Genomic DNA, 24,769 nt, shown 5'->3' with positions numbered 1-24,769 from the left:
TGCCGATCCGACATGGGCCATGGCCCGCCGGCAGGGCTGGCAATCACTTCCTGTTCCGCTAGAGGAAAGCGGTCCGGGTGGCGGCGCCACCACATATCAAACAGGGTATCAGGCATGCGGATTACGATGATCGGTTCGGGCTATGTTGGCCTGGTATCGGGCGCCTGTTTTTCGGATTTCGGCCATGAGGTGATCTGCGTCGACAAGGACGCCAGCAAGATCGCCGCGCTCGAGGCCGGCAAGATGCCGATCTTCGAACCTGGCCTGGACACGCTCGTGGCGACCAATGTCGCTGCCGGCCGGTTGAGCTTCACCACCGACCTCAAATCAGCCGTCTCCGGTGCCGACGCCGTGTTCATCGCGGTGGGCACGCCGTCGCGGCGTGGCGACGGCCACGCAGACCTGACCTACGTCTTCGAGGCCTCGCGCGAGATCGCCGCGGCGATCGACGGGCCGATCGTGGTCGTCACCAAGTCGACCGTGCCGGTCGGCACCGGCGACAAGGTCGAGGAGATCATGAAGGAGGTCGCCGGCGATTATGAGATCGCCGTCGTCTCCAACCCCGAATTCCTGCGCGAGGGCGCCGCCATCGGCGACTTCAAGCGCCCCGACCGCATTGTCGTCGGGACCGAGGATGCGCGTGCGCAACAAGTGATGCGGGACATCTATCGTCCGCTCTACCTCAACGAGAGCCCGATCCTGTTCACCGGGCGCCGCACGTCCGAGCTGATCAAATATGCGGCGAACGCGTTCCTCGCGACCAAGATCACGTTCATCAACGAGATCGCCGATCTCTGCGAGGCGGTCGGGGCGAATGTGCAGGACGTGTCGCGCGGCATCGGGCTCGACAACCGCATCGGTTCCAAATTCCTCCATGCCGGCCCGGGCTATGGCGGCTCGTGCTTCCCCAAGGACACGCTGGCGCTGCTCAAGACGTCCGAGGATTACGAGACGCCGATCCGGATCGTCGAGGCAGTGGTGCAGGTCAATGACAACCGCAAACGGGCGATGGGCCGCAAGGTAATCAAGGCGCTGGGCGGCGATGGCAAAGGCAAGACGGTCGCGATCCTCGGCCTGACCTTCAAGCCGAACACCGACGACATGCGGGACGCACCCAGCCTGGCGATCGTACAGAGCCTGCTCGATGCTGGTGCGACCGTGCGGGCACACGACCCCGAAGGCATGGAGGTCGCGAAGAAGATGATGCCGAGCGCCACCTATTGCAGCGATGCCTATGAGGCGGCCAAAGGCGCCGACGCCGTCGTGATCGTAACCGAATGGGATACCTACCGCGCGCTCGATCTTGGCCGGCTCGCCGGTGTGATGAACGGCAAGGTGATGGTCGACCTGCGCAATGTCTATCGCGCGCGCGAGGTCGAGAAGGCCGGTTTCGCGTACAGCTCGATCGGGCGTTGAGAATCAGGCTGTGAGGGCTGCCTGAAGCCAGGGTGGCGTGATCGCGTCACCCAGCGCCTCGACCCGGCGCAGTTCCACCATCAGCCCCAGATCGGGATAGGTGACGCGCGTACGGTCGCCCGGCTCGGCGATCGGCGCGACCACCAGCCGACGATTGACCTTGGCGCGGTGGTGCATGCGCGCGGTATTCTCCTGGCCGACATAACAGCCCTTGGTGAAGCTGACGCCGTTCAGTTCGCGCGCATTGGCTTCGAGCCAGAGCGTCTTGTCCGAGCCCAGTTCCTCGACGCCCTCGGTGACTCCCAGCGACAGGCGGTGCGCTTTCCACCCGGTGGTCGCTTCGCCCGCGTCGCCGAGCCAGCGGCGGCCGAGGTCGGAAAGGCGGGGATCGGGCACGCCGCGATCTCCACCGACCGACCAGTGAACCGCGCCGGCGATCCGCTCGATCGTGATCGCGCGGCGCAGACGGTAGATCGTCAGGCGCCGGGCCAGGGCGTCGGCAGCCTCCGCTTCGCAATCGATCAGGATCGCGTCGCCATCCGCCCAGAGCAGGAAATCGAACAGCGCCTTGCCCTGCGGCGTCAACAGGCCCGCCCAGCGCGGCGCCGAGGCGTCGAGCGTCGCCACGTCCTGCGTGATCAGGCCCTGCAGGAAACCGCGGACATCCTCGCCGGCGATCCGGATCAGCGCGCGATCGGTAAGCATCGTGGCATGCGGGGTGGTTTCGCTCATGGCGAACAGGTAGGAGGTCGGCCGGGCAAGCGGAAGAGCCGGAGGCGATCGTGACAGCAACCTATGACCTGAAGCTGACGGGCGGCACCGTCCACACGCCCGCTGGCCCGATCCGGGCCGATATCGGCGTGCGCGGCGGGCGGATCGTCGCGATCGGCGGTATGGGTGATGCCGGGGAGACGATCGAGTGTACCGGCCTCGATATCCTGCCCGGCGTGATCGACACCCAGGTCCATTTCCGCGAGCCGGGGCTGGTCCATAAGGAGGATCTGGAGAGCGGCAGCCGCGCCGCGGTGCTCGGCGGAGTGACCGCGGTGTTCGAGATGCCCAACACCAAGCCCAATACCGACAGTGCCGAGGCGATCCAGGACAAGCTGACTCGCGCGCATCACCGCATGTGGTGCGACCATGCCTTTTATGTCGGCGCGACCAACCAGAATGCCGCGGCCTTGGCCGAGCTCGAACGGCTGCCCGGCACGGCGGGCGTGAAGATCTTCATGGGCGCCTCGACCGGCGACCTGCTGGTGGCGGAGGATTCGTCGCTCGCCGACGTGCTGGCGTCGGGCCACCGGCGGGTCGCGATCCATGCCGAGGACGAAGCGCGGATGAACGCGCGCGCCGGGGAGCGCGTGCCGGGCGATCCTTCTTCGCACCCGGTGTGGCGCGACGACGAGAGCGCGCTGCTGGCGACGAAGCGCATCCTCAAGCTGGCGCGCGACGCGGGGCGCCGCATCCATGTGCTGCACGTGACGACGCCGGCCGAGCTCGAATTGCTCGGCCAGCACAAGGATATCGCTACCTGCGAGGTGACGCCGCAGCACCTGACCCTGGCCGGCGAGGAAGCCTATCCGCGGCTGGGCACCCTGGCGCAGATGAACCCGCCGATCCGTTCGGGCGCGCACCGCGACGGGCTGTGGCACTGGCTGCAACAGGGTGTGCCCGACATTCTCGGCTCGGACCATGCGCCGCACACGCTGGAAGAGAAGGGCAAGCCCTATCCCGACAGCCCGAGCGGCATGCCGGGCGTCCAGACCATGCTGCCGCTGATGCTCAACCATGTGGCGGAAGGCCGCACCACGCTCGCCCGGGTGATCGACCTGACCAGCGCCGGGCCGCAGCGCGTGTTCGGCATCATCGGCAAGGGGCGGATCGCGATCGGCTACGACGCCGATTTCASCATCGTCGACCTCAAGGCGCGCTGGACGATCGAGCAAAGCTGGCTCGCCTCGCGCAGCGGCTGGTCGCCCTTCACCGGCATGACGCTGACCGGCAAGCCGATCGGCACGATCGTGCGCGGCCGGCGCGTGATGTGGGACGGTTCGCTCGCCGATGCGGCGCTCGGCGAGCCAATCCGGTTCGAGGCAGTCGAGTTCGGCTGACACGAATGGAGCCGCCGGACGCGTTGCCGCGTTGAGAAAGCCGGAAAGCCGCTCGACGAGGAGAAGCATCATGGTGGACGAACCGATCAGTCCCGGCGACATGGCGCCAGAAGGCGCGCCGGGGACCGGGGAGACCATCTGCCAGCAATGCGGCGGAACCGGTGAGTTCGAGGGGCGGGAGTGCCCGACTTGCCACGGCACCGGCAAGGTGATCGAAGGGGTCGGCGGCGGCTGACGGCATCGCTCCCGCCGGCCGCCTCATCGTCTCAGAAGGGTAGCCATTTCGATGTGTGGCTGAACTTCATGTACCCGACATTCACGCCTTGCCGCCAGCCGACGCCGAGGCGGATCGGGATCAGCACGATGTCGCCGCGCCGCAAATAGGTCGCGGCGAATCCGCCGACGAAATAGAGCCGGCCCTCGCCGGCCGGGAAGCGGCGATAGAGCTCCTCCGAATCATGGAGATTATAGACCAGCACGAACACCTTGTTGGCGTCGCCGCCCAGATCGAAACCCACTGACGGGCCGGTCCAATAGACCGGCATCTGCCCCTCGATCTTGTGGAACATCGTACCGCTGCCATAACGCAGCCCGACGACCACCGCGCCCGAAGCCTCGCGGCCGGAGATATAGGCGTTGGGCTCGCCCTGCTCCTTGAGCGTCCGCTCCAGGATGCCGGCCAGGCCCGACGCACCCTTGCCGAAGGTGCCTTCGGCGGCGATCAGCAGCTCCTCCCGCTTGAAGGTCGTGCCCCGCGCGGCGTCCGCATTGGCATCGGTCAGCGCCGTATTGGCCCCGGCCGGCGCGGACTGAGCGCGATCACCGCTGGCCGGCATGTTAGGGTTGCTCGGATCATAAGGCGGATATTGCTGCGATCCCGATGCAGCGGGCGCGTCGCGATAGGCCGGCTGGCTGTCGGCCGGCACCGCGGTATCCGGCTCGGCGGGCGGCGGCGGGGTCTGCCCACGCTGCAGATCGCTGTCGATCGCCTGGTTGGGATCGATCGTCCGCACCTGGGCCAGTGACGGCGCGGGGCCGATACCGATGGCGGTTGCCACCAGCAACAGGATTAGAAGGGCCTTGCGCATCGTTATACTCCCCCGGCGCTCAATGGATCAGTGTTGCCCCTGCGCGGCTTGACCCACAATGAACCGCGCGACGACCCGAGTCGAATTCGCGCCGGACGGCATGTTGCAAGGCCGGTTGATCGAAGCCACACCCCTCGCTATAGCCGCGCTTCGCCGCCAAGCCGGAGACGTGGGTGAGTGGCTGAAACCAGCGGTTTGCTAAACCGCCGTACGGGGTTTACTCGTACCGAGGGTTCGAATCCCTCCGTCTCCGCCAGGGGTGATCCCGGCCTTCGCCCCAAGATCGCCCGCCGCCGGCGTCTTGTGTTGGTGAGATGACCGCGAAGTTCGGCTCTTTATTCCCCGTTCTTTCCAATTTCGCGGCAGACCGTCCGTAGCGACTCGCCAACGGCGCGGATTTCGCTGATATATCCGGCATCTCGACACCTTCTCAGTCGCAACAGGGCATCATGAAGCGTTTTCTCGACTTGCCCTATATTAGGCGACCGCTGACGACCGCGCTGGGCGCGAGTCTCGCGATCAATCTTCTGACCCTGGTGTCGCCGCTCTATTTGACTCAGCTCTACGACCGGGTGATCCCGTCGCGCAGCGGCGTCACGCTGATCGCGATCACCGGCATTACGCTGGTCGCGGTGGGGCTGACCGCCCTGTTCGAGATGCTGCGCGGGCTGGTGTTCGCGCGGGCCGGCGCCGCGCTCTATGCCGAGATGGAGGCCGATGTGCTGGCGGTGTCGCGCAAGGCCGCGCTGGCCGGAGCGCCGGGGCGCCGGGCGCGGGCGTTCGAGGATCTGGAGCAGGTTCGTGGTTTCGTCACCGGGCCGATCCCGGCGGCGCTGATCGACCTGCTGTTCGTGCCGCTGTTCGTGATCGTGCTGTTCATCGTCCATGTCACGATCGGCCTGCTCAGCCTGGCCTGCGCGGCGGCGCTGATGATCGCCGCCTGGTTCAGCCGTCGTGCCATGGCCCGCACCGCCGACGAGATGGTGACGCGCCAGCGCCAGGCGAGCGACGTGCTCGAGGCGCATCTCGATTCGGCCGAAAGCGCGACTGCGATGGGCTATGCCGGTCGCGCCGAGGGGCGCGCGGCCGAGCTCAACCGGCTGGCGCTGACCGCGCAGATCACCGCGACCGTCTCGACCAGCGGGGTCGCCTCGGTGGTGCGGGGCATCCGTTCGGCCAGCCAGACGCTGATCCTCGGCCTCGCGACCTGGCTCGCGGTCCAGGGTTCGGTCAGCATGGGCTCGATCATTGCCTGTTCGATCGTCTTCTCCAGGGCGCTGGGCCCGGTCGACCAGATCCTCGCCTCGTGGCGCCAGGTGTTCACGGTGCGCAGCGCCTGGGCCCGCCTGACCGCGCTGGGCGACCAGTCGGCCCCGCCGGTCACGCTGAGGCTGCCGGCGCCGACGGGCGTGGTGACGTTCGAGAATGTGATCGCGACCGCGCCGGCCGGCACGGTGCCGATCCTCAAGGGCATTTCCTTCGCGCTCGCGGCCGGCGAATCGGTAGGCATTATCGGCCCCTCCGGTTCGGGCAAGTCGACGCTTGCCCGGCTGATGGTCGGCGCCTGGCCGGTCAGCCGCGGGTCGGTGCGGATCGACGGGGCCGATATCAGCCAATATGATCCCGAGGATCTCGGACGCCATATCGGTTATCTGCCGCAGAATGTGACGCTGCTGCCGGGCACCGTCGCGGACAATATCGGGCGCCTGACCGAGCGCGACGACAAGGCGATCGTCGCGGCGGCGCGGGCGGCGAACGCACACGACATGATCCTGGGCCTGCCCAAGGGCTATGACACGCCGGTCGCGGCGGCGGGTTTCGGCCTGTCCGGCGGCCAGCGCCAGCGCATCGGCCTGGCGCGTGCGCTCTACGGCGATCCCATGCTGGTCGTCCTCGACGAGCCGGAGACCGGGCTGGATGGCGAGGGCGAGGCAGCGCTCAAGGCAGCGATCGCCGAAGTGCGCCGGCGCGGCGCGACGCTGGCGGTGATCGCGCATCGCCCGGCGTTGGTGCACGGCCTGGACAAGATCCTGGTGCTCAAGGCCGGCGCCATCGCCCGGTTCGGTGCGGCCAGCGAGTTACTGCCCCAGCTCTTGCCCAATGTCGGTGTGGGAGCGCGGGCATGAACGCGATGACCCCGGTGCCGCGCACGGCCGAGGAGCGCGAGGCGCTCGCCAACGCCCTCACGCGGCCGATCGCGCCGGTGATCCGGCGGCTGGCGATAGGGCTGGGGGTGGTCGTCACGGTGATCGTCCTGTGGGGTACGCTGGTGCCGATCATGAGCGGCGTCGTGGCGCAGGGGCGGGTCGCGGTCGAAAGCAAACGCAAGACCGTGCAGCATCTCGACGGCGGCATCGTCCACTATATCGCGGTGCGCGACGGCACGCGCGTCAGGGCCGGCCAGCTGCTGATCCAGCTCAATGACGGCGATGCCGGGCTGCAGGTGCAGGTGCTCCAGGCGCGCGCCGATTCGCTGCGGGCCGAACAGGCGGCACGCGAGGCGGAACTGGCCGGGCGCGACAGCATCGCCTTTCCGCCCGATCTCCTCGCCCGCTCCTCCTCGCCCTCGGTGCAGGCGGCGATCGCGACGCAGCGCGCCGCCTTCGCCGCGCGCAAGGCCGGCCGCGGCGGGCAGGAGACGGAGATCGACCAGAAGCTCGTCCAGTTCGGCCAGGACGTGCATAGCTCGACCGCGCAGTCGACCGCCGGTGGCGAGCAGCTCGCGCTGCTCGAACGCGAGATTCGCGACACCAGCGCGCTGGTCGAAAAGGGTTATGCGACCCGCCCCAGGCTGCTCGCGCTTCAGCGTGCCGCGGCGCAGTTGCGCGGGGAACAGCGCTCGATGAACGCGCAGGCGGAACGTGCCCGCGCCCAGATCGCCGAAGCGCGCATCGCGCGACGCCAGGTCGGGCGCGAGGGCGGGGTGACCGCCGCCGAGGCGCTGCGATCGGTCCAGTCCGAGCTGGTCGAGGTGACCGAGAAGCTCTCCAACGCGCGCGAGGTGCTGGCGCGCAAGCGGATCGTCGCGCCGGTGGACGGCACGGTGGTCGGCCTGGCGGTGACGACCATCGGCGGCGTCGTGCGCCCGGGCGAACCGCTGCTCGATATCGTGCCGTCATCGCCCCGGATGGTGGTCGAGGCGCAGCTGACCCCGGCGCATGCCGATGACGTCCGGCCCGGGCAGCCGTCCTTCGTGCGGCTCGAGGCGGGCGGGTCGCGCACGGCGCCGGTGGTCGAAGGCGTGGTGCGCACGGTGTCGGCGGACGCGCTGACCGATCAGCGCACCGGCGAGCGCTATTTCACCATGATCGTCGAGATCACCCCGTCGGCGCATGTGCCCGCGTCACTGGTCAAGCCGGGCCTGCCGGCATCGGTGCTGGTCCGCACGGGCGAGCGGACCCTGTTCGGCTATCTGCTCGAGCCGATCAATCGCGTGACGTTCGAGGCGATGCGGGAATGACCGCCTGATCGCCCGAAGGCGGTGCGAGGCTCCGCAATATGGGCTCGAACGCCGGCGCGACGAAGAGCGCGCCGCGCTCGCTCAGATGATTGCCGTCGAAATAGAGCGGGTAGCCCGCATCGGTGATCCTGCACGTCCGCGGGCCGCACAACAGGCGGGACGGATCGATCACGCCGATCAGCCCGCGCCGTTCGAGATCCGATGCAATGGTGCGGAAGGCGGCATCGCGGCGCAGATGCTCCGTGCGGGACGGTTCGATCCGGTGCATCACCCCCAGCAGCTGTGCCTTGGCCAGGCGCCGGGGTTCGGCGAGCGGCGCGTCGGGTACGTCCTGCACCACCTGCACCGCAATGCCGAGCGCGCGCAATTGCCGTATGCCCTGCTCGAAGGCATGCGCGTCGCCGCCCGGCTCTTCCGGATCGGGGTGCAGGCCGCCGCCATAGACGCTCCAGTGCGCCGCCAGCAGCACCATCCGCGGCCGCTCCTCGGCGAGGAAGCGCATCACCGCCGCGTTGCGCGCGATGCAGTCGCGTTTCTTTGTCGGGCTGAACATCCACTGGTTCGCCTTTTCCTCGTTCGCCCGGACCGGCAACAGCGGCGGGCAGCCGAGCGAGGTGAGGTCGTATCCCGCCACGCGATGGCGGCGGGCGAGCATGTCGAGTGCGGGCAGGTAGACGGCCGCATGGGAATCGCCCCACAAGATGAAGCTGGGGCGTCTTGCCGCACCGCCGATGCGGCAGCGCGTCTCGTTGCGGATCGTATCGACCGGCTGGCCCGCACATCCATAGTCGGGCTCCGGCCCGCGCTCGTTCAGCCGCTGAACCGCTGCATCGAAGCGCCATGGCAAGCCGTTCAGAAAATAGATGCCGGCACCATAGAGCGCGAGCAAGCCGCTCGCGCCGAGCGCGCTCAGGAACAGCGTGCGCCGCGACAGCAGCAGCCGGGGCTTGCGAAAGGGCAGCTCGATATAGCGCCAGGACAGCCAGGCCAGGGGAAAGGCCAGCAGCACCATCGCCAGCCGGACAAAGCGGTACGGCCCGAGCAGATAATAATTGCCGAACACGATCAACGGCCAGTGCCAGAGATAGAGCGAATAGGAGATCAGCCCGATCGCGACGAGCGGCCTGGCGCCCAGCACCCGCGCCACGCGCGAGCCCTGCGCCTGGGTGCCGTGGAGGATCGCGGCGGCGGCCAGTACCGGCTCGACCGCGTTTACGCCCGGAAAGGCGGATCGTTCGGACAAGGTCCAGATCGCATGGCCGATCGCGACCAGGCCGAGCAGCGCGATCATGTCGCCCAGCCATCGCCGGCGCGGCGCGGGCAACAGCCCGGCGGCGAGCAGTGCGCCGGCGATGAACTCCCAGGCGCGCGACAGCGGCGAATAAAAGGCCGCACCGGGATCGGCCTGCACTGCCCAGACGCCATAGGCGAAGGAAACCAGCCCGCCCGCGAGCAGCGCGCTGCGCAGCGCAAAGGCCTGGCGCCGCACCAGCAGGAGCAGTGCCGGGAACAGGATGTAGAATTGCTCCTCCACCGCCAGCGACCAGGTATGGAGCAGCGGCGTCGCTTCGGTGGTCAGGCTGAAATAGCCTTGCCACCCCCAGAACAGCAGGTTCGATCCGAACAGCGCGATCGCTGCCAGGCTCTGGCCGAAGTCGCGGAAATCCGCCGGCAGCAGGATCCAGCCCGCCAGCCCCGAGGCCATGAGCATCGCGAGGAGCGCCGGCAGGATACGTCGCACCCGCCGTTCGTAGAACCCGATCAGGGTGAAGGTGCCGCCCGCACTTTCGCGCAGGATCAGCTGCGTGATGAGATAGCCCGAGATGACGAGGAAGATATCGACCCCGACGAACCCGCCGGGGAAGCCGCGGATGCGCGCATGGAACAGCACCACCGCCAGCACCGCGATCGCCCGCAGCCCGTCGATCTCGCGCCGGTAGGTCGAAATCTGCTCCGTACCCGTCAGCTATCCGCTCCCCTCGATCCGCCAGCACGGCAAATCGAGGGGCGAGTCAAGCCGCGGGTCAGGCCATCATGTTGCGGCCGCGGGCGATGCTCGCGCTGTGGCCGATGCTGCCTTTGGCCGACGGCGTCCTGATCGTGTCGACCATGATCCAGTCGTTGGTCACCCGGTCGGGCGTGATCGTCATCGCCATATAGCCGCGCCGGCTGGTGTCGCACCATTTCAGCTCGGGATTGGCCTCGACCAGCGCCGCCGCGAGAATTTTCGGATCGACGCCCAACCCGGCTTCGTAACCCGGCGACGTCACGGCATGGCCAGCGAACTCGACGCCGGCGGGCTTGCCGTCCCGCGCCAGATCATACGCCCAGGCATTATGGCTGTCGCCCGAGATGACGACGAGGTTTGCCCCCAGCGCTTGCGACGATGCCAGGAACCGGCGGCGTGCCGCGGGATAGCCACCCCAATTATCGAAGTTGAACGGCAGGCCGGCTTTCGCTGCGGCGATGCCGGCAGCGACATAGGCACGGGCCCCGGCGCTCGCATCCGGCGCCAGCCAGCCGCCAGCGGCGAGCGGCATCACCGTTTCGCCCATGATCGTGCCGAAGCCGACCACCTGCCAGCGCTGCCCGGCGCGGACCGAGGCGCGCATCGCATGGGCGAGCCAGTCCTCCTGCTGTGATCCCATCATGGTCGCGGCGGCGTCCTGCCAGGCGCCGTCACGAAATGCCTTCAGTGCGGCCATCGGATCGGCCTGTTTGAACAGCGGGCCAATATCGGGCTGCTCGGTCCGCGCGAGCAGCCGGGTCTCGGTACGGAACAGAGTCGCGAGCGTGCCGATGTCATAGGCCTTCCACGGCTCGTCGGAGACCGGCATCCATTCGCGAAACACCTGGATCGAGGCGGCGCGCCGGGCGTTCCAGTCGCCCTCGTCGGCCTGGTGATTCTCCGCGCCGCCCTCCCAGCTGTCGTTGGCGGATTCATGGTCGTCCCATTGCACGATCATCGGGACGAGGCTGTGCAGCTTTTGCAGGTCCGGATCGGCGCGGTAGCTGGCGTAGCGCAGCCGGTAATCGGCGAGATGGATCATCTCGGTCACGGGCTCGATCCGGCGGCCAGGGACAGTCTCCTTCGCCGTGGGATAGGTGCCGACCGGATATTCGTAGAGATAGTCGCCGAGATGCACCGCGAGATCGATGTCGTTCCGTGCCGCGGCATGGGCATAGGCGTTGAAATAGCCGAAGGGCAGGTTGGAGCAGGAGAAGATCGCCGCGCGGAAGCTGCCGACGGCGCCCTCGGGCAGGGTCTTGGTCCGGCCGGTGGGCGAGACGCTGCCATCGGGCGCGATGAAGCGGAAATGATAGGCACGGCCCGATGCCAGCCCGCCCACGGTGATCTTCGCCGTATGGTCGCGCCAGGGCCCCGTGATCTGCACGCCGCCCGCGACGATCTTCGCGAAATCGGCGGTTTCGGAGAGCTCGACCTTCAGCTCGACCGCGTCGCCATGGGCGGGGACATAGCGCGTCCACAGCAGGATCGAATCGGCCATCGGCTCGCCGCTGGCGACCGAATGGGTGAAGCCGCGTCCCCCGGCGACGCTCGGCACCTGGGCGAAGCCGGGAATGGCGAAGGCGCCAAGCCCCAGCGAACCGGTCAGCATGAACGAGCGGCGATCGATCCGGTGGTACATGGTCGTTTCCTTCTACCTGAACCTCGCCCTTGCCCTTGCTTGATGGCGGCTCCGTGACAGCCGGCGGCATCGCTTCTAAGGGCCGGGAACGATGTTGCGACTTTTCACTCTGGCCGCCGACCGGCTGACGACGCCGATGGCGCCCGGCCGGCGATGGCCGATCATCCTGCTGGTCGCGATCCTCGCCCGCGCGATCACCTTCGGCAATCCGATCATCCATGTCGACGAGGAATTCTATTTCGTCGCGGCCCAGGCCTGGACTCACGGTGCCCTGCCTTATGTCGATGTGTGGGACAGGAAACCGATCGGGCTGTTCCTGATCTATCTGCCGGCGGCGGCGCTCGGCATGCCGCTCGGTACCTGGGCCTATCAGGCGATGGCGCTGGCCAGCCTGGTCGCGACCGCCCTGCTGATCGCGCGCCTGGCCGATCGCGCCGGCTGGCACAGGGGTGCGCTGGCCGGTGCGCTCGCTTATGTCCTGTGGGTCGATTTCGTCGACGGACAGGGCGGCCAGTCCCCGATCTTCTACAATCTGCTGATCATCGCGGCCGCCGCGCTGATTGCCCCCCGTCCAGTGGAAAGCTCGCCCCGCCTGCGCGGCGTCGCGGCGATGGCGCTGGTCGGGCTCGCGCTCCAGGTCAAATATTCAGTGGTGTTCGAAGGCATGTTCTTCGGCCTGTGGCTGTTGTGGTGCGCATGGCGGGCCGGGCAGCGCTGGACGATCCTGCCCTATGGCGCAGGGCTGGTCGTGATGGCGCTGCTGCCGACCCTGCTGTCCTGGCTGGCCTTTGCCGCGATCGGCGCAAGCGACGCGTGGTTCTTCGCCAACGTCACGTCGATCCTCGGTCGCCGGCCCGATCCGGTGTTCGAACAGATCGGGAATCTTGCCCAGATCCTGCTGATCACCTCACCCCTGATCGCCGCGGCGATCCTTGCCGTCCGGTCGGGCGGCGTAACGTCGCCGGAAACGCGCGCGGTCCGCCTCTGGCTATTCGCCTGGGCAAGTTCGGCGGCGTTCGGCCTGCTCGTCTTCGGGTCCTGGTTCAACCATTATGCCTTGCCGCTGATGCCGCCGCTGGCCGTCTGTGCCGCGGGTTTTTTTGGCGATCACGTCACCGGGCGGCGCGTCGCGCTGCCGGTGCTGCTGATCGCCCTGGTCGGAGGCCAGGCGACGCTGATCACCACACGGTACACGCGCGGCACGCCGGCGCAGTTCCACGCGATCGTCGATGCGATCGGCCACGCGCCGGGTTGCCTCTATGTCTATTCGGGCGACGCCGCGCTCTACCCGGCGACGGGCCGCTGCGCGCTGACTCGCTATCTTTTCCCGAGCCATCTCGGGCGCGCGCGCGAAACCGGGGCGATCGGGGTGGATCAGCGCGCCGAGATCGTGCGCATCCTGGCGATGAAGCCAGCCATCATCGTCCTGCGGCCCGCCTATCGCGGCGAACGTGCCGACACGCGCGCGCTGGTGATGGAGGAGGTGCAAAAGGCTTATCGCCTGCGGGCGGCCAGGCCGCTCGGTAACCAGACGATCCAGATCTTCGAGCGACTCTAGGCGGCGGTGCCGCTCTGGCGGCCTTCGCGCCGCGCCGCGACCAGCTCGGCATAATAGGCCATCAGCTCGACCGTATGCTCGCGATCGCTGCGCACCTTGCCGGCGGCGACCTTCGCGGCGCGTCGCAGCATGGCGGGATCGCGCTCGAACAGGCGATGGATCGCCAGCGCGGCGGACTGCGCATCGCGGGCGGTATAGAGCTCGGAGCAGAGCGGATCGGCGATCTCCGCGCAGCCGCCGGTGTCGGGCGCGATCAGCGGCAGCCCGGCTGCCATCGCTTCCGAGGCGACCAGCCCGAACGGCTCGGCTTCCGATCCATGGATCAGCGCGTCGCAACTCGCCACGATCCGGGCGAGTCGCTCGCGGTCATAGACCGGGCGGAACATGCGGATATGCGGCGACCCGGCGATCCTTTTCTCGATCGCGCGGCTCTCGATGCCCGCGCCGAGCAGGATCAGCCCGACCGGCAGGTCGGCGCCGGCACGCTCGGCCGCGTCGATCACCAGCCGCCAGCGCTTCTCCGGATGGTGCCGGCCGAGACCGAGCAGCAAATGGCCCTCGGGCGGCAGGCCGCATTGCGCGAGCAGCGCCGCCCGCAGCGTCTCGTCGCGCAGCGCCGGCGAGAAATGGCCGCGCTCGATACCGAGCGGCATGGCCGCGTCGATCCGCACGCCGCGCGCCTTCAGCCGCTTTTCCAGCGCCGGGCCGTTGGTCACCACCGCGTCGTAATTGTCGAGGAAGCGGCTCATATAGCGGCTGTACCAGGCAAAGGCGCGTTCGATCCGGTCAGGCGCGGCCAGCCCCTCGAACCAGCGCATCGCGTAGGCAGCGACATTGTCGTTGTGCATGAAGAACACCTTGGCGGCGTCCCCTTGCCATTGCCCGACGATCCAGGCGGGGCGCCACGGCGACGATGCCTCGACCAGGTCTGGCTTCAGCGCGTCGAGCAGCTTGGTGACCGGCGCCGCATCCCAGAACAGGCCGTAATTCTTGTCGAAGATCAGGCGCGAGGCCTTGACGTAAATGATCTTGCCGCCGCCCGGACGCTCCTCGACCTCGTCCTGGCGGCCCGGGGCGATCACAATCAGCTCATGCCCAAGTTCGGACATGATTCCCATCTTGCGGTCGATATAGGTCCGCACCCCGCCGCCGGTCGGCGAGTAGAACTCGTTGACGTCGACGATTCGCATGGCGACCCTCAGTCCTTCGGCTTGATCGGCCCGAAGCCGCCAAGGCCGCGCAGATATTGCGCCTGGATATCGGTGGTGGTCACGCCGGAGCCGACATTGATCGTCGCCATGTTAAGCTTGGGGCGCGTGCGCCCCAGCTTCACGTTGCTGGGGAAGCCGGCGCCGTCGCTCCAGAAATCGAACTTGTTCTTTCCATCCCGATTATGGGTGAACAGCAGCGCATATTGGCCCGGCGCCGGCGCCTTGATGCACATGATCACGGCGCCCGCCTGCGGTGTCGGCACGCGCACCCGGCGGAAGAACTTGCCTTCCTTCAACAGGTCACGGTCGTCCTTCAGGAAATCCGCGTCGGTCGCCGGATACAACTCCAGCTTCAGTTCGCCGACACGATCCTTCAGCCCGCTGACATTGACCCGGATTGCCGGGCCGTTGCCATTGATGCAGGCAGGGCTGTCCGGACCGAGCACACCGGCCTGGGCCTCGACCGTCAGGGGGATCAGCATCGCACCGCTCAGGGCGATGCCCGCGATAAATTTATGCAACGACATTCTTCGTCCTCAGCAAACCATGCAGGCTGAAGGAAGCGATCAGGGCGATGTGCACGAGCAATACGAGGGCCGCGGTCATCGCCATCAATTCCGAAAGCTCTGCATCCTGCCCGATCAATAGGATCGCGAAATTGGCGAAAAGAAGGTCCTTGTTCGGCACCAATGGGAGGCGCGAGACCAGCAGCCGCGCCGCGCCGAGGATCAGCCACATGCCGATGGAGACGGTAGGCAGCGCGTAATGCCAGGCGAAGGCGAGGAAGATCGATCCCGAGATCAGGCGGATGCAATGGACCATGAAGATCCACCACAGGGTCCCCCGCGGCAGCGAAAAGACCCGCTTCGAGAAGATCAGGAAGGGCAGCGACATCGCGAAGGTGATCGCCGCCGAGGTTTCTACCGTGTGGAGCTGAAGCGGGGTGAGCAGGCCCGCGCCAAGCGGCAGCGCGAGCGCGATCATCGCCAGCGTGACGGCATTGCCGGCGATGGCGGACAGGATGGAAACGTCCTTCACTGCGCCGAACGGTGCCGCCACCATCTGCGCGCGCTGCCGCGCCCAGGCGTAGAAATAGGCTTCGCCCGAATAGCCGAGCACCACGTCGTTCGCGATCCGCTTCTTCAGCAGCGCGGTCAGTCCTGACAGCGGGATGCGCCATAGCCGCCTGAAAATGATATAGTCGCCCACCGGCGGCGCGAGATAGAGCAGCGCGAACGCGACATAGAAGAGCGGATTGTGCGGCACGGCGCGGCTCAGGCCCGCGAGCCCCGATCCGAACAGCTCGCGGCCCAGCCCGGCGATCATCGCGATCGTCACGATCGCCCCGATCACCATCGGCCAACGCCGCTTCAGCGTCTGCACGGGCTCCAGCCCGGCGAGGTCGGGGACCGTCACCAGTGGCGCTTTGGCATTGTCCATCATAGGAATTTTAGATCCCAGTCCGTCCACATTAGACCCGTTTTGTTTTGTTTCCGGTCTCGACCGGGTAGGCGCGCCCTAGTTAAATTGCGTGTCCAGGGCAATTTTCAACCTGCACCAAAATAATGTCCGTATTGTGCTGCGCTGCGAAATTTTCGCCGCAATAAGGGCTTATGGTGTTCTTTCCGATGCTGAAACCCTCGCCCGAAGCGGCCAGCATTCTGGCCTATGCGCAGACGCTGAACGGCGGCGGGGTGGAACGGGTGCTGTTGCGACTCGCCCGCAGCTGGGGCGATCTGGGGCGTCGCGTGACGCTGGTGATCGGCGAGGCAAGCGGGCCCCTCGCGGCGGAACTGCCCGCCAATGTGGATGTCCGGATCCTGGGCGATCCGTCCCATATCGGCCTGCGTGCGGTCGCCGGAATCGCCCGGAGCGTGACGCCCGATCTGATCTTCTGCCCCGGCAATCATTATACCGGCATCGCGCTCCTCCTGCGCGCGCGGCTGGGCCGGCGCTGCCCGCCGATCGTCGCCAAGGTATCGAACCGGCTCGACCGGACCGATCAGGGCGCGCTCGTCTCATTCGGCTATCCCCTTTGGCTGCGCCTCCATCCGCGCTTCATCGACCATGTCGTCGCGATGACGCCGGCGATGCGCGAAGAGGCGATCGCGGCGATGGGGATCGTGCCCGACCGCGTCAGCGTCATCGCCAATCCGCCGGCACCGGGATCGTCCGGGGAGCTACCTTCATGGCTGCCGGCTGGCCGTTTCCTGCTCGGCGTGGGCCGGCTCGCGCCGCAGAAGCGCTGGGACCGGATGATCGCGGCGCTGCCCCGGCTTGCCTCCGACGACGTACATCTGGTGATCCTGGGCGAGGGCGCCGAACGGTCCGCGCTCGAAGCCCAGATCGCCGCGCTCGGGCTGCGGCGCCGCGTTCACCTGCCGGGCTATGTCACCGAGCCACGCTCAGCGCTGGCCCGCGCGGCCGCGGTGGTGCTGACGTCCGATTTCGAGGGCGTGCCGGGCGTGCTGCGCGAGGCGCTGGCCGAGGGCACGCCCGTCATCTCCACTGAATCGAGCGTCGCCGTGCGCGAGATCGTGAGCGACCCGACCCTGGGCAGCGTCGTGCCGCCCGGCGACGACCAGGCGCTCGTCGCGGCGCTGGATCACTGGCTCGCGCCGGGTCGCGCCCGTCCCGCGCCGACGCCCGAACCGGGCGTCGATTCGGGGCAAGCCTATCTCGACCTGTTCGATTCGGTCGTGGCGGACGTCAGGCGGCGGGCCTGACCCTGTCGGGATGCGCGGCCGCGATCTCGGCGATCGCATTGGCCGCTGCGTCCGCCGCCACCAGCCGCGGAAACGCGTCGAGCGTCACCTCCAGGCGGCGCGCATTGAACATCTGCGGCACCAGGCAGACATCGGCGAGATTGGGCGCGTCGCCGCCCAGCAACGGCCCGTCACCCGTCTCGGCGAGTTTCTCCAGGGCCGTGAAACCTTCCACGATCCAGTGGCGATACCAATCGTCCTTCGCCGCCTTGTCGGCACCGAACTGGCTCTCCAGCCGCTTCAGGATGCGCAGATTGTTCACCGGGTGGATGTCCGCCGCGATCACCAGCGCCTGGGCGAGCACGCGCGCGCGGGCAAGGGGATCGTGCGGCACCATCGGCGGATCAGGGTAGAGCGCGTCGAGATAATCGATGATAGCGAGGCTCTGCGTAATCGGCACGCCGTCCACCTCGAGCGTCGGCACGAAACCCTGCGGGTTACGCGCGAGATTCTCCGGCGCGCGGTGCACGCCCTCGAGCAGCGCGATATCCTGGCTCTGATAGGGCACGCGCTTCAGGTTGAGCGCGATGCGCACGCGGTACGCTGCCGAGGAACGCCAATAATCATAGAGCTTGATCATGTGCCGCCCGAATCCTCCGCGATGGCGCGTTCCGAATTGCGCTCGAGCGCGACCTTGATCATCGCGACGATCGGGTCGGCCAGCGCAAGCCCGAGCACGCCGAACAGGGTGCTGGCCAGGATCTGCGACGACAGGGTCAGCGCCGGGGGCAGGTCGACGGTCCGCCGCGCCACCATCGGGATCACGACATAGCCGTCGAAAGTCTGGACGCCGAAATAGACCGCGATCGCCCATAGCCCGGTATCGACCCCGGCGCTGAAGCCGACCGCTACCATCARCACGCCGCTGGTGAAGGCGCCGATATTGGGAATGAAGGCAAGCATGCCGGTCAGGATGCCGAGCAGCAGGGCCATCGGCACGCCGACCGCCCACAGGCACAGCCAGGTCAGCACGCCTTCGAACAACATGCCGGCCAGGCGCCCGGCAAGCAGCCGGCGCATCGTCGCGGCCATGCGCTCGATCGTGATGGCGAATTCGGCGCGCACGTCGGACGGCACCATCCATTGCAGCCCGCGATCATAGATGCGCGGCTCCATCGCCACGAACAGGCCGATCACCACCACCATGAACAGGCTGGTCAGCGCGCCGACCGCGGTGCCGACCCAGGACGTGAGCTTGCCGAACGAGCCCATCGCCTGCTGGGCCAGCCCGTTCAGGTCGGCCCGGCGCGGCATCAATCCGCTGGCCGATGCCCAGTCGATCAGGCGGTTCGCCTGCACCTCCAGGGTCACGCGCAGCTGCTCGGCCTGTGCCGCGACCTGGACGCCGGTCATGTAGAAGACGCCGAGGATGAAGGCCACGGCGCAGACCATCACGATCATCAGCCGCAGCCCGCGTCCGATCGGCAGGATCCGCCCGAGCAGCCGCACGCCGCCATCCAGCATCGCGGCGAACACCAGGCCCGCGAAGATGATCAGCAAGGGCTGGATCAGCAGCACCACCAGCGCCATCGCCGCGGCGAGGCCCAGCCATACCGTGGCGCGCTTCAGCTCCTTGCGGACAAAGGGATCGCGCAGCTCGTTCGGGCCGGGTTCGGGATCGATCGGGGCTGACGCCTGCTCCATCGTCATTCCTTCGGATTGTCCCGCGCCGCGTGAAGCGAGGTGCCCGCGCGGCCCGGCCGGAAGCTCTGGCCCCAGGTGAAGGGGTTCCAGCTGCCATTGCCGCTCTTCGAGAAGGTGATGAATTCGGCGCGCCCGCCCAGATTCTCCCAGGGCACGTCGCCGCCCAGGCCCATCGCGGCAATGGCGAAGCGGCTGTCGGCGCTATGGTCGCGATTGTCGCCCATCAGGAACACATGGTCCGGGCGGATCGTGATCGGGCCGTAATTGTCGCCGTCGCTCGGGCCGCTCTCGACCGTGTCGTAATGGCGGCCATTGGGCAGGGTCTCGGTGACCAGCGTCAGGCGGCAATATTGCCTGCCGTCCGTGCCGGTTTCGAGCGCGCCGGGATATTGCTCGGGATCGCACACCGTCTTCTTGTCGACCGGGATCAGCGAATCGTGCGGGGTCCCGCGCTTCACCGCCACGCCGTTGATGAACACGGTGCCGTCGATCACCTGCAACCGGTCGCCCGGCAGGCCGATCAGCCGCTTGATATAATCGGTGTTGCGGGTCGGCGGGGTGACGATGACGACGTCGCCGCGCTCGGGCATCTTCCCGAACAGGCGGCCATGGATGAAGGGCAGCTGCACGCCCCAGCTCTCGACTTCCTGGTGCAGCACCAGGCTGCGGAACATCGCCACGGGATTGGGGATGGTCGGCGAGACGAAGGACCAGCCATAGGCATATTTGGTCACGATCAGCTGATCGCCGACCTGAAGCCCGGGCAGCATCGATTCCGACGGGATGTAAAAGGGCTTGGCGATGAAGCTGTGGAAGCCCAGCACCGCCAGGATCAGCCACAATATGCCCTTCACTTCGCCCCACCAGTCAGTGGTCGGGCGCTTCTCCACGGTCTCCGGCGCGGGTGCGGCCTCCTGATCGGGCACTCCCTGCAACGCCAACTCCTCACTCATGTATCGTCCTACTCGGTCCTGATCGCTTCGATCACCACAAAGGCCTGCGCCCAGGGATGGTCGTCCGTCAGCGTCAGATGCACATGGGCGACGTGGCCTGCGGGGGTCAGCGCGTCAAGCCTCGCCCGGGCGCCGCCGGTCAGCGCCAGCGTGGGCGCGCCCGAGGGCGCGTTGATCACGCCGATATCCTTCATGAACACGCCGCGCTTGAAACCGGTGCCCACCGCCTTGGAGAAAGCCTCCTTCGCGGCGAAGCGCTTGGCCAGGGTGCCGGCCTTGGTGAAGGGACGGCGATCGGCCTTGGCACGCTCGATCTCGGTGAAGACGCGCTGCTCGAACCGCGCGCCGAATCGATCGAGCGACGCCTGGATCCGCTCGATATTGCAGAGGTCCGAGCCGAGGCCGATGATCACTTCAATTCCCCCCCCGCTTGCGGGAGGGGTTAGGGGAGGGCATGTCGTCAAGGGGGTCGCCATCGGAACAGGCCCTCCCCCGACCCCTCCCGCAAGCGGGAGGGGAGAAGGTGCGTCGCCCCCTCACCGCGCCGAATCCATCGCGGCGCGCATCGTGCGTACTGCCGCGCCCAGCCCGACGAACATCGCTTCGCCCACCAGGAAATGGCCGATATTCAGCTCGCGCACCTGCCGGATCGCGGCGATCGGGGCGACATTGTCATAGGTCAGGCCGTGCCCGGCATGCACTTCGATGCCGTTCTTCGCGGCGAGCGCGGCCGCGTCGGTAAGCCGGCGCAGCTCCTCCGCCTGCGCCTCGCCCTCCAGCTCGGCATAGCGGCCGGTATGCAGCTCGACCACTGGCGCGCCGAGGCGCAAAGCCGCCTCGATCTGGCGCGCGTCGGGCTCGATGAACAGCGAGACGCGGATCTTCGCCGCGCCCAGTTCGCTGACCAGCGACGCGAGCTGGTTATGCTGCCCCGCCGCGTCCAGCCCGCCCTCGGTGGTGCGCTCCTCGCGCTTCTCGGGAACGATGCAGGCGGCATGCGGGCGGTGGCGCAGCGCGATCGCGAGCATCTCGTCGGTCGCCGCCATTTCGAGGTTGAGGGGGATGGTCAGCTGTTCGGACAGCCGCGCGATATCGTCGTCGGTGATATGACGCCGGTCCTCGCGCAGATGCGCGGTGATGCCGTCGGCGCCGGCTTCCGCCGCGACGATCGCCGCACGGACCGGATCGGGATAGCCCGCGCCGCGTGCGTTGCGGACGGTCGCGACATGGTCGATATTGACGCCGAGCCGCAGGAAATCGCTCATGCCGCTGCCCGGCTGCCTGGCTTGATCGCGGGCAAGGCCGCCAGCTCGGGCGGCAGCGATTCGGCATTATAGGTCGGCACGTCGACCCGAATCAGCGGGAAGAAGGGCACGCCCAGATCGGCGGTCCCGCCCGACCGGTCGACCAGCGCCGCCGCCGCGATCGTCTCGCCCCCGGCGCGCCCGATCGCCGCGATCGCCTCACGGGATGAGAGACCGGTGGTGACGACATCCTCCATCATCAGCACTTTCGCACCCGGCGTCAGGCGGAAACCGCGGCGCAGCTCGAACACGCCCTCGGGGCGTTCGAGGAACATCGCCTCGACCCCCAGCGCCCGCGCCATTTCGTGCCCGGCGATCACCCCGCCCATCGCGGGCGAGACCACCACGTCGATGCGCGAGCGGATCGCGGTGGGGATGCGCGTCGCCAGCTCGGTGGCCAGGCGCGCGCCGCGCGCGGGATCCATCAGCACGCGCGCGCATTGCAGATAACGTGAGGAGCGCAGCCCCGAGGACAGGATGAAATGCCCTTCCAGCAGGGCGTCGGCGGCACGGAACTCGGCCAGGATCTCGTCGTCGGTCATCAACACGGTCTTTCGTGAAAGCGAGCGGTTGATAGGAGCCCCATAAGGGCCGTGCAACGCCCACAACCCATGGTGTGTCAAAAAACGACCCGACACGCTTGAGACACCAGCACCTCCCGCGTATAGGCCCATCGCAACGAGCGTATTCCCGCTCGCGCGCCGTGGATGGAAAGGCGCAATCAGGGGTGACGAGACGCATGCGCAGTAAGGGGTTGAAGTCGATCGTGCTGGCGGCAGGACTCGCGATAGCGGGTATCAGCCACGCCGCGGCACCGGCGCCACAGGCGGCCACGCCTACCACCACGGCGGCTCCGGCGACGACCAGCGCTGCACCGACGACCGCGGCGCCGGCGGCGGCTGTGCCGACCGATCCGATGCTGGCGCTCGACGGCGGTCCGGACGTGAAGCCGAAATTCGGTGTCGGCATGCCGGTCAACGGCCACTGGACGCTGCAGGATCAGGTGACCCCCAATGGCCGCCGCGCCCACTGGTTCCATGACGCCATCCTGTTCCCCGTGATCGTCGTCATCTCGCTGTTCGTGCTGTTCCTGCTGATGTGGGTGATGTTCCGCTATCGCCGCTCCGCGAACCCGGTGCCCTCCAAGACCTCGCACAACACCTTTATCGAGATCATCTGGACCGGCGTCCCCGTCATCATCCTCGCGCTGATCGCCGCGCCCTCGATCGGGCTGCTGGCGGCGCAGTTCAAGCCGGCGCCGGCCAATGCCGTCACGCTCAAGGCGATCGGCAACCAGTGGTACTGGAGCTATCAATATCCGGATCATGGCGGGTTCGAGATCACCGCGAACATGCTGAAGGAGAAGGACCAGGTCCAGCCGGGCGAGCGTTCGCGCACTGACGCCGACGGGCCGAAGCTGCTGGCGACCGACAACCGCGTCGTGCTGCCGATCAACACGCCGATCCGCCTGATCACGACCGCGAACGACGTGATCCATAGCTGGGCGATCCCGGCCTTCTGGATCAAGCTCGACGCCGTCCCCGGCCGCCTGAACGAGACGAGCTTCACCATCGAGAAGGAAGGCGTCTATTTCGGCCAGTGCTCGGAGCTGTGCGGCGCGCGCCATGGCTTCATGCCGATCACCGTCGTGGCGGTGAAGCCCGCGGTGTTCGCTGCCTGGGTGAAGGCGAAGGGCGGCACCATGCCGGCCCCGGGCGGCGCCAAGCCGTCCGACGCCGAACTGGCGCCGCCGGCGGACAACGCCGCCGCCAACACCGCCGGGCCGGTCGAGAATGCGACCGCCGCCGTTCCCGAGACCAATCAGGCTGCCACGGCGAACCCCGCCGGCGCCGGCAACGCTGGACAGTAAGCAATGACCGACACCGCCCTTCACCCGTCCGCGTTCGACGCGCATCATGACGATCATGCGCATCACGATGCGGATCACAAGCCGGCGTTCTTCGCGCGCTGGTTCATGTCGACGAACCACAAGGACATCGGCACCCTTTACCTGATCTTCGCGATCGTCGCGGGCATCGTTGGCGGCGGCATTTCGGGCCTGATGCGCCTCGAACTGGCTGCGCCGGGCATCCAGTATCTCGGCGCCTGGGCCAGCTGGTTCCATGGCAGCCCGCAGAGCCTCGACGAATCGCTCCACTTCTGGAACGTGCTGATCACCGCGCACGGCCTGATCATGGTGTTCTTCATGGTCATGCCCGCCATGATCGGCGGCTTCGGCAACTGGTTCGTGCCGCTGATGATCGGCGCGCCGGACATGGCGTTCCCGCGCATGAACAATATCAGCTTCTGGCTGCTGGTTCCGGCGTTCATCCTGCTCTTCTCCTCGCCCTTCTTTGGCGGGGCGGGCACCGGCTGGACGGTCTATGCGCCGCTTTCCACTTATGGTGAGCCCGGGCCTTCGGTCGACATGGCGATCCTCTCGCTCCATCTCGCGGGCGCCAGCTCGATCCTGGGCGCGATCAACTTCATCACCACCATCTTCAACATGCGCGCGCCGGGCATGACCCTGCACAAGATGCCGCTGTTCGTCTGGTCGGTGCTGGTGACGGCGTTCCTGCTGCTGCTCTCGCTGCCGGTCCTCGCCGCGGCGATCACCATGTTGCTGACCGACCGCAACTTCCACACCACCTTCTTCGATCCGGCCGGCGGCGGCGACCCGATCCTGTACCAGCATCTGTTCTGGTTCTTCGGTCACCCCGAGGTGTACATCATGATCCTGCCGGGCTTCGGCATGATCAGCCACATCATCTCGACCTTCTCGAAGAAGCCGGTGTTCGGCTATCTCGGCATGGCTTATGCCATGGTCGCGATCGGCGTGGTCGGCTTCGTCGTGTGGGCGCACCACATGTTCACCACCGGCCTCAGCGTGAACGTGAAGATGTACTTCACCGCCGCGACGATGGTCATCGCGGTCCCGACCGGCATCAAGATCTTTTCCTGGATCGCGACGATGTGGGGCGGCTCGCTCAGCTTCAAGACGCCGATGGTCTGGGCGATCGGCTTCATCTTCATGTTCACCGTGGGTGGCGTGACCGGCGTCGTGCTCGCCAATGGCGGCGTCGACGACGTGATGCAGGACACCTATTACGTGGTGGCGCACTTCCATTACGTGCTGTCGCTCGGCGCGGTGTTCAGCCTGTTCGCCGGCTTCTACTACTGGTTCCCGAAGATGTCGGGCCGGATGTACAACGAGTTCCTCGGCCAGCTGCACTTCTGGGTGTTCTTTATCGGTGTGAACGTCATGTTCTTCCCGATGCACTTCCTCGGCGTGCAGGGCATGCCGCGGCGTATTCCGGACTACAATCCGGAATATGAGTATTTCAATCACATGGCCTCGATCGGCTATATGATCATGGGGCTGTCGATGCTGGTGTTCTTCGCCAACATCATCTGGTCTCTGTTCGCGGGCAAAAAGGCAGGCGACAATCCCTGGGGCGACGGCGCGACGACGCTCGAATGGACCCTGTCGAGCCCACCGCCCTACCATCAGTTCGAGACGCTGCCGCGGATCGACTGACGCGCGGGGCCGCCTGTGGCGGCACCACCAACCGATAGCGGCGCCGGATTCGACCGGCGCCGCTACGCATT

General features: G+C 67.3%; 22 protein-coding genes and 1 tRNA gene. 10 read left to right on the top strand and 13 right to left on the bottom strand.

The window, feature by feature from the left end; genetic code table 11:
• The first annotated feature begins 114 nt into the window (after positions 1-114).
• The gene (locus AC1DX5_RS05120; RefSeq protein ID WP_465170890.1) at positions 115-1,416 is read left to right on the top strand and encodes a UDP-glucose dehydrogenase family protein; all 1,302 of its coding nucleotides are present in this window, start codon (positions 115-117) and stop codon (positions 1,414-1,416) included.
• A 3-nt stretch (positions 1,417-1,419) separates the two neighbouring features.
• Here the strand turns inward: AC1DX5_RS05120 and ygfZ are convergent, their stop codons facing one another.
• Positions 1,420-2,148, bottom strand: a complete 729-nt coding sequence (ygfZ, locus tag AC1DX5_RS05115) for a CAF17-like 4Fe-4S cluster assembly/insertion protein YgfZ (protein ID WP_478014424.1) — start codon at positions 2,146-2,148, stop codon at positions 1,420-1,422.
• Between the two features lie 50 nt (positions 2,149-2,198).
• On the opposite strand from ygfZ, the gene AC1DX5_RS05110 reads away from it, so the two are divergent.
• Together AC1DX5_RS05110 and AC1DX5_RS05105 are read left to right on the top strand one after the other, a co-directional pair.
• Complete coding sequence (locus tag AC1DX5_RS05110; protein WP_478014423.1) at positions 2,199-3,527, top strand: dihydroorotase; 1,329 nt, start codon at positions 2,199-2,201, stop codon at positions 3,525-3,527.
• A gap of 70 nt (positions 3,528-3,597) precedes the next feature.
• Positions 3,598-3,762, top strand: a complete 165-nt coding sequence (locus tag AC1DX5_RS05105) for a hypothetical protein (RefSeq protein WP_478014422.1) — start codon at positions 3,598-3,600, stop codon at positions 3,760-3,762.
• A 31-nt stretch (positions 3,763-3,793) separates the two neighbouring features.
• On the opposite strand, the gene AC1DX5_RS05100 is transcribed toward AC1DX5_RS05105, so the two are convergent.
• Complete coding sequence (locus AC1DX5_RS05100; RefSeq protein ID WP_478014421.1) at positions 3,794-4,615, bottom strand: DUF1134 domain-containing protein; 822 nt, start codon at positions 4,613-4,615, stop codon at positions 3,794-3,796.
• Positions 4,616-4,778: 163 nt separating this feature from the next.
• Between AC1DX5_RS05100 and AC1DX5_RS05095 the strand changes: the two genes are divergently transcribed.
• The 3 genes from AC1DX5_RS05095 to AC1DX5_RS05085 all read left to right on the top strand — a co-directional run bounded on the left by AC1DX5_RS05095 (position 4,779) and on the right by AC1DX5_RS05085 (position 8,075).
• Positions 4,779-4,871: transfer RNA gene (locus AC1DX5_RS05095), tRNA-Ser, on the top strand.
• A gap of 193 nt (positions 4,872-5,064) precedes the next feature.
• Complete coding sequence (locus AC1DX5_RS05090; RefSeq protein ID WP_478014420.1) at positions 5,065-6,741, top strand: type I secretion system permease/ATPase; 1,677 nt, start codon at positions 5,065-5,067, stop codon at positions 6,739-6,741.
• Positions 6,738-8,075 (top strand): HlyD family type I secretion periplasmic adaptor subunit, encoded by a 1,338-nt coding sequence (locus AC1DX5_RS05085; protein ID WP_478014419.1) that lies wholly within the window; start codon positions 6,738-6,740, stop codon positions 8,073-8,075. The genes AC1DX5_RS05090 and AC1DX5_RS05085 overlap by 4 nt, the downstream gene beginning before the upstream one ends.
• Here AC1DX5_RS05085 and AC1DX5_RS05080 read toward each other — a convergent pair.
• On the bottom strand, positions 8,041-9,993 hold the full coding sequence (locus AC1DX5_RS05080) for an acyltransferase family protein (RefSeq protein WP_478014617.1): 1,953 nt from the start codon (positions 9,991-9,993) through the stop codon (positions 8,041-8,043). The genes AC1DX5_RS05085 and AC1DX5_RS05080 overlap by 35 nt on opposite strands.
• Positions 9,994-10,099: 106 nt before the next feature.
• A complete protein-coding gene (locus AC1DX5_RS05075; RefSeq protein ID WP_465170884.1) occupies positions 10,100-11,725 on the bottom strand; it encodes an alkaline phosphatase D family protein in 1,626 nt (541 codons plus the stop codon).
• Positions 11,726-11,816: 91 nt separating this feature from the next.
• Between AC1DX5_RS05075 and AC1DX5_RS05070 the strand changes: the two genes are divergently transcribed.
• A complete protein-coding gene (locus AC1DX5_RS05070) occupies positions 11,817-13,283 on the top strand; it encodes a hypothetical protein (RefSeq protein WP_478014418.1) in 1,467 nt (488 codons plus the stop codon).
• On the opposite strand, the gene AC1DX5_RS05065 is transcribed toward AC1DX5_RS05070, so the two are convergent.
• The 3 genes from AC1DX5_RS05065 to AC1DX5_RS05055 are packed head-to-tail and all read right to left on the bottom strand — an operon-like array spanning position 13,280 to position 15,934.
• Positions 13,280-14,473 (bottom strand): glycosyltransferase, encoded by a 1,194-nt coding sequence (locus AC1DX5_RS05065; RefSeq protein WP_465170882.1) that lies wholly within the window; start codon positions 14,471-14,473, stop codon positions 13,280-13,282. The genes AC1DX5_RS05070 and AC1DX5_RS05065 overlap by 4 nt on opposite strands.
• 8 nt (positions 14,474-14,481) lie before the next feature.
• On the bottom strand, positions 14,482-14,976 hold the full coding sequence (locus AC1DX5_RS05060) for a DUF2141 domain-containing protein (protein ID WP_465174004.1): 495 nt from the start codon (positions 14,974-14,976) through the stop codon (positions 14,482-14,484).
• Between the two features lie 31 nt (positions 14,977-15,007).
• Positions 15,008-15,934 carry a hypothetical protein gene (locus AC1DX5_RS05055; protein ID WP_465174999.1) on the bottom strand — a complete coding sequence of 309 codons (927 nt, stop codon included), beginning with the start codon at positions 15,932-15,934 and terminating at the stop codon, positions 15,008-15,010.
• Positions 15,935-16,122: 188 nt separating this feature from the next.
• On the opposite strand from AC1DX5_RS05055, the gene AC1DX5_RS05050 reads away from it, so the two are divergent.
• The gene (locus AC1DX5_RS05050) at positions 16,123-17,220 is read left to right on the top strand and encodes a glycosyltransferase (RefSeq protein WP_465170880.1); all 1,098 of its coding nucleotides are present in this window, start codon (positions 16,123-16,125) and stop codon (positions 17,218-17,220) included.
• Here the strand turns inward: AC1DX5_RS05050 and maiA are convergent.
• The 6 genes from maiA to pyrE form a co-directional block, all read right to left on the bottom strand.
• Positions 17,204-17,839, bottom strand: a complete 636-nt coding sequence (maiA, locus tag AC1DX5_RS05045) for a maleylacetoacetate isomerase (RefSeq protein WP_465174998.1) — start codon at positions 17,837-17,839, stop codon at positions 17,204-17,206. The two genes, AC1DX5_RS05050 and maiA, sit on opposite strands and share 17 nt — an antisense overlap.
• Positions 17,836-18,903 (bottom strand): AI-2E family transporter, encoded by a 1,068-nt coding sequence (locus AC1DX5_RS05040; RefSeq protein WP_478014417.1) that lies wholly within the window; start codon positions 18,901-18,903, stop codon positions 17,836-17,838. The genes maiA and AC1DX5_RS05040 overlap by 4 nt, the downstream gene beginning before the upstream one ends.
• Before the next feature lie 2 nt (positions 18,904-18,905).
• Positions 18,906-19,856: a signal peptidase I gene (gene lepB / locus AC1DX5_RS05035; RefSeq protein ID WP_478014416.1), complete on the bottom strand. Its 951-nt coding sequence runs from the start codon at positions 19,854-19,856 to the stop codon at positions 18,906-18,908.
• An 8-nt stretch (positions 19,857-19,864) separates the two neighbouring features.
• Positions 19,865-20,269, bottom strand: a complete 405-nt coding sequence (gene acpS, locus AC1DX5_RS05030; RefSeq protein ID WP_465170876.1) for a holo-ACP synthase — start codon at positions 20,267-20,269, stop codon at positions 19,865-19,867.
• A 123-nt stretch (positions 20,270-20,392) separates the two neighbouring features.
• Complete coding sequence (locus tag AC1DX5_RS05025; protein ID WP_465170875.1) at positions 20,393-21,121, bottom strand: pyridoxine 5'-phosphate synthase; 729 nt, start codon at positions 21,119-21,121, stop codon at positions 20,393-20,395.
• Positions 21,118-21,702, bottom strand: a complete 585-nt coding sequence (pyrE, locus tag AC1DX5_RS05020; protein ID WP_465170874.1) for an orotate phosphoribosyltransferase — start codon at positions 21,700-21,702, stop codon at positions 21,118-21,120. Before pyrE ends, AC1DX5_RS05025 begins: the two co-directional genes overlap by 4 nt.
• Positions 21,703-21,899: 197 nt before the next feature.
• Here pyrE and coxB point away from each other — a divergent pair, with 197 nt between their 5' ends.
• Together coxB and ctaD are read left to right on the top strand one after the other, a co-directional pair.
• A complete protein-coding gene (coxB, locus tag AC1DX5_RS05015) occupies positions 21,900-23,030 on the top strand; it encodes a cytochrome c oxidase subunit II (RefSeq protein ID WP_465174996.1) in 1,131 nt (376 codons plus the stop codon).
• Between the two features lie 3 nt (positions 23,031-23,033).
• Positions 23,034-24,698 carry a cytochrome c oxidase subunit I gene (ctaD, locus tag AC1DX5_RS05010; protein ID WP_465170872.1) on the top strand — a complete coding sequence of 555 codons (1,665 nt, stop codon included), beginning with the start codon at positions 23,034-23,036 and terminating at the stop codon, positions 24,696-24,698.
• Positions 24,699-24,769: the final 71 nt, after the last annotated feature.

The organism is Sphingomonas sp. P2_B6 (assembly GCF_056404755.1).
This window is presented reverse-complemented; position numbering and strand designations above follow the sequence as displayed.

Bases quoted from the DNA above. Each gene is read 5' to 3' on its own strand.
- AC1DX5_RS05120 (WP_465170890.1), top strand. From the start codon at position 115: ATGCGGATTACGATGATCGGTTCGGGCTATGTTGGCCTGGTATCGGGC.
- ygfZ (WP_478014424.1), bottom strand. From the start codon at position 2,148: ATGAGCGAAACCACCCCGCATGCCACGATGCTTACCGATCGCGCGCTG.
- AC1DX5_RS05105 (WP_478014422.1), top strand. From the start codon at position 3,598: ATGGTGGACGAACCGATCAGTCCCGGCGACATGGCGCCAGAAGGCGCG.
- AC1DX5_RS05100 (WP_478014421.1), bottom strand. From the start codon at position 4,615: ATGCGCAAGGCCCTTCTAATCCTGTTGCTGGTGGCAACCGCCATCGGT.
- AC1DX5_RS05090 (WP_478014420.1), top strand. From the start codon at position 5,065: ATGAAGCGTTTTCTCGACTTGCCCTATATTAGGCGACCGCTGACGACC.
- AC1DX5_RS05085 (WP_478014419.1), top strand. From the start codon at position 6,738: ATGAACGCGATGACCCCGGTGCCGCGCACGGCCGAGGAGCGCGAGGCG.
- AC1DX5_RS05075 (WP_465170884.1), bottom strand. From the start codon at position 11,725: ATGTACCACCGGATCGATCGCCGCTCGTTCATGCTGACCGGTTCGCTG.
- AC1DX5_RS05070 (WP_478014418.1), top strand. From the start codon at position 11,817: ATGTTGCGACTTTTCACTCTGGCCGCCGACCGGCTGACGACGCCGATG.
- AC1DX5_RS05065 (WP_465170882.1), bottom strand. From the start codon at position 14,473: ATGCGAATCGTCGACGTCAACGAGTTCTACTCGCCGACCGGCGGCGGG.
- AC1DX5_RS05060 (WP_465174004.1), bottom strand. From the start codon at position 14,976: ATGCTGATCCCCCTGACGGTCGAGGCCCAGGCCGGTGTGCTCGGTCCG.
- AC1DX5_RS05055 (WP_465174999.1), bottom strand. From the start codon at position 15,934: ATGGACAATGCCAAAGCGCCACTGGTGACGGTCCCCGACCTCGCCGGG.
- AC1DX5_RS05050 (WP_465170880.1), top strand. From the start codon at position 16,123: ATGCTGAAACCCTCGCCCGAAGCGGCCAGCATTCTGGCCTATGCGCAG.
- maiA (WP_465174998.1), bottom strand. From the start codon at position 17,839: ATGATCAAGCTCTATGATTATTGGCGTTCCTCGGCAGCGTACCGCGTG.
- lepB (WP_478014416.1), bottom strand. From the start codon at position 19,856: ATGAGTGAGGAGTTGGCGTTGCAGGGAGTGCCCGATCAGGAGGCCGCA.
- AC1DX5_RS05025 (WP_465170875.1), bottom strand. From the start codon at position 21,121: ATGAGCGATTTCCTGCGGCTCGGCGTCAATATCGACCATGTCGCGACC.
- pyrE (WP_465170874.1), bottom strand. From the start codon at position 21,702: ATGACCGACGACGAGATCCTGGCCGAGTTCCGTGCCGCCGACGCCCTG.
- coxB (WP_465174996.1), top strand. From the start codon at position 21,900: ATGCGCAGTAAGGGGTTGAAGTCGATCGTGCTGGCGGCAGGACTCGCG.
- ctaD (WP_465170872.1), top strand. From the start codon at position 23,034: ATGACCGACACCGCCCTTCACCCGTCCGCGTTCGACGCGCATCATGAC.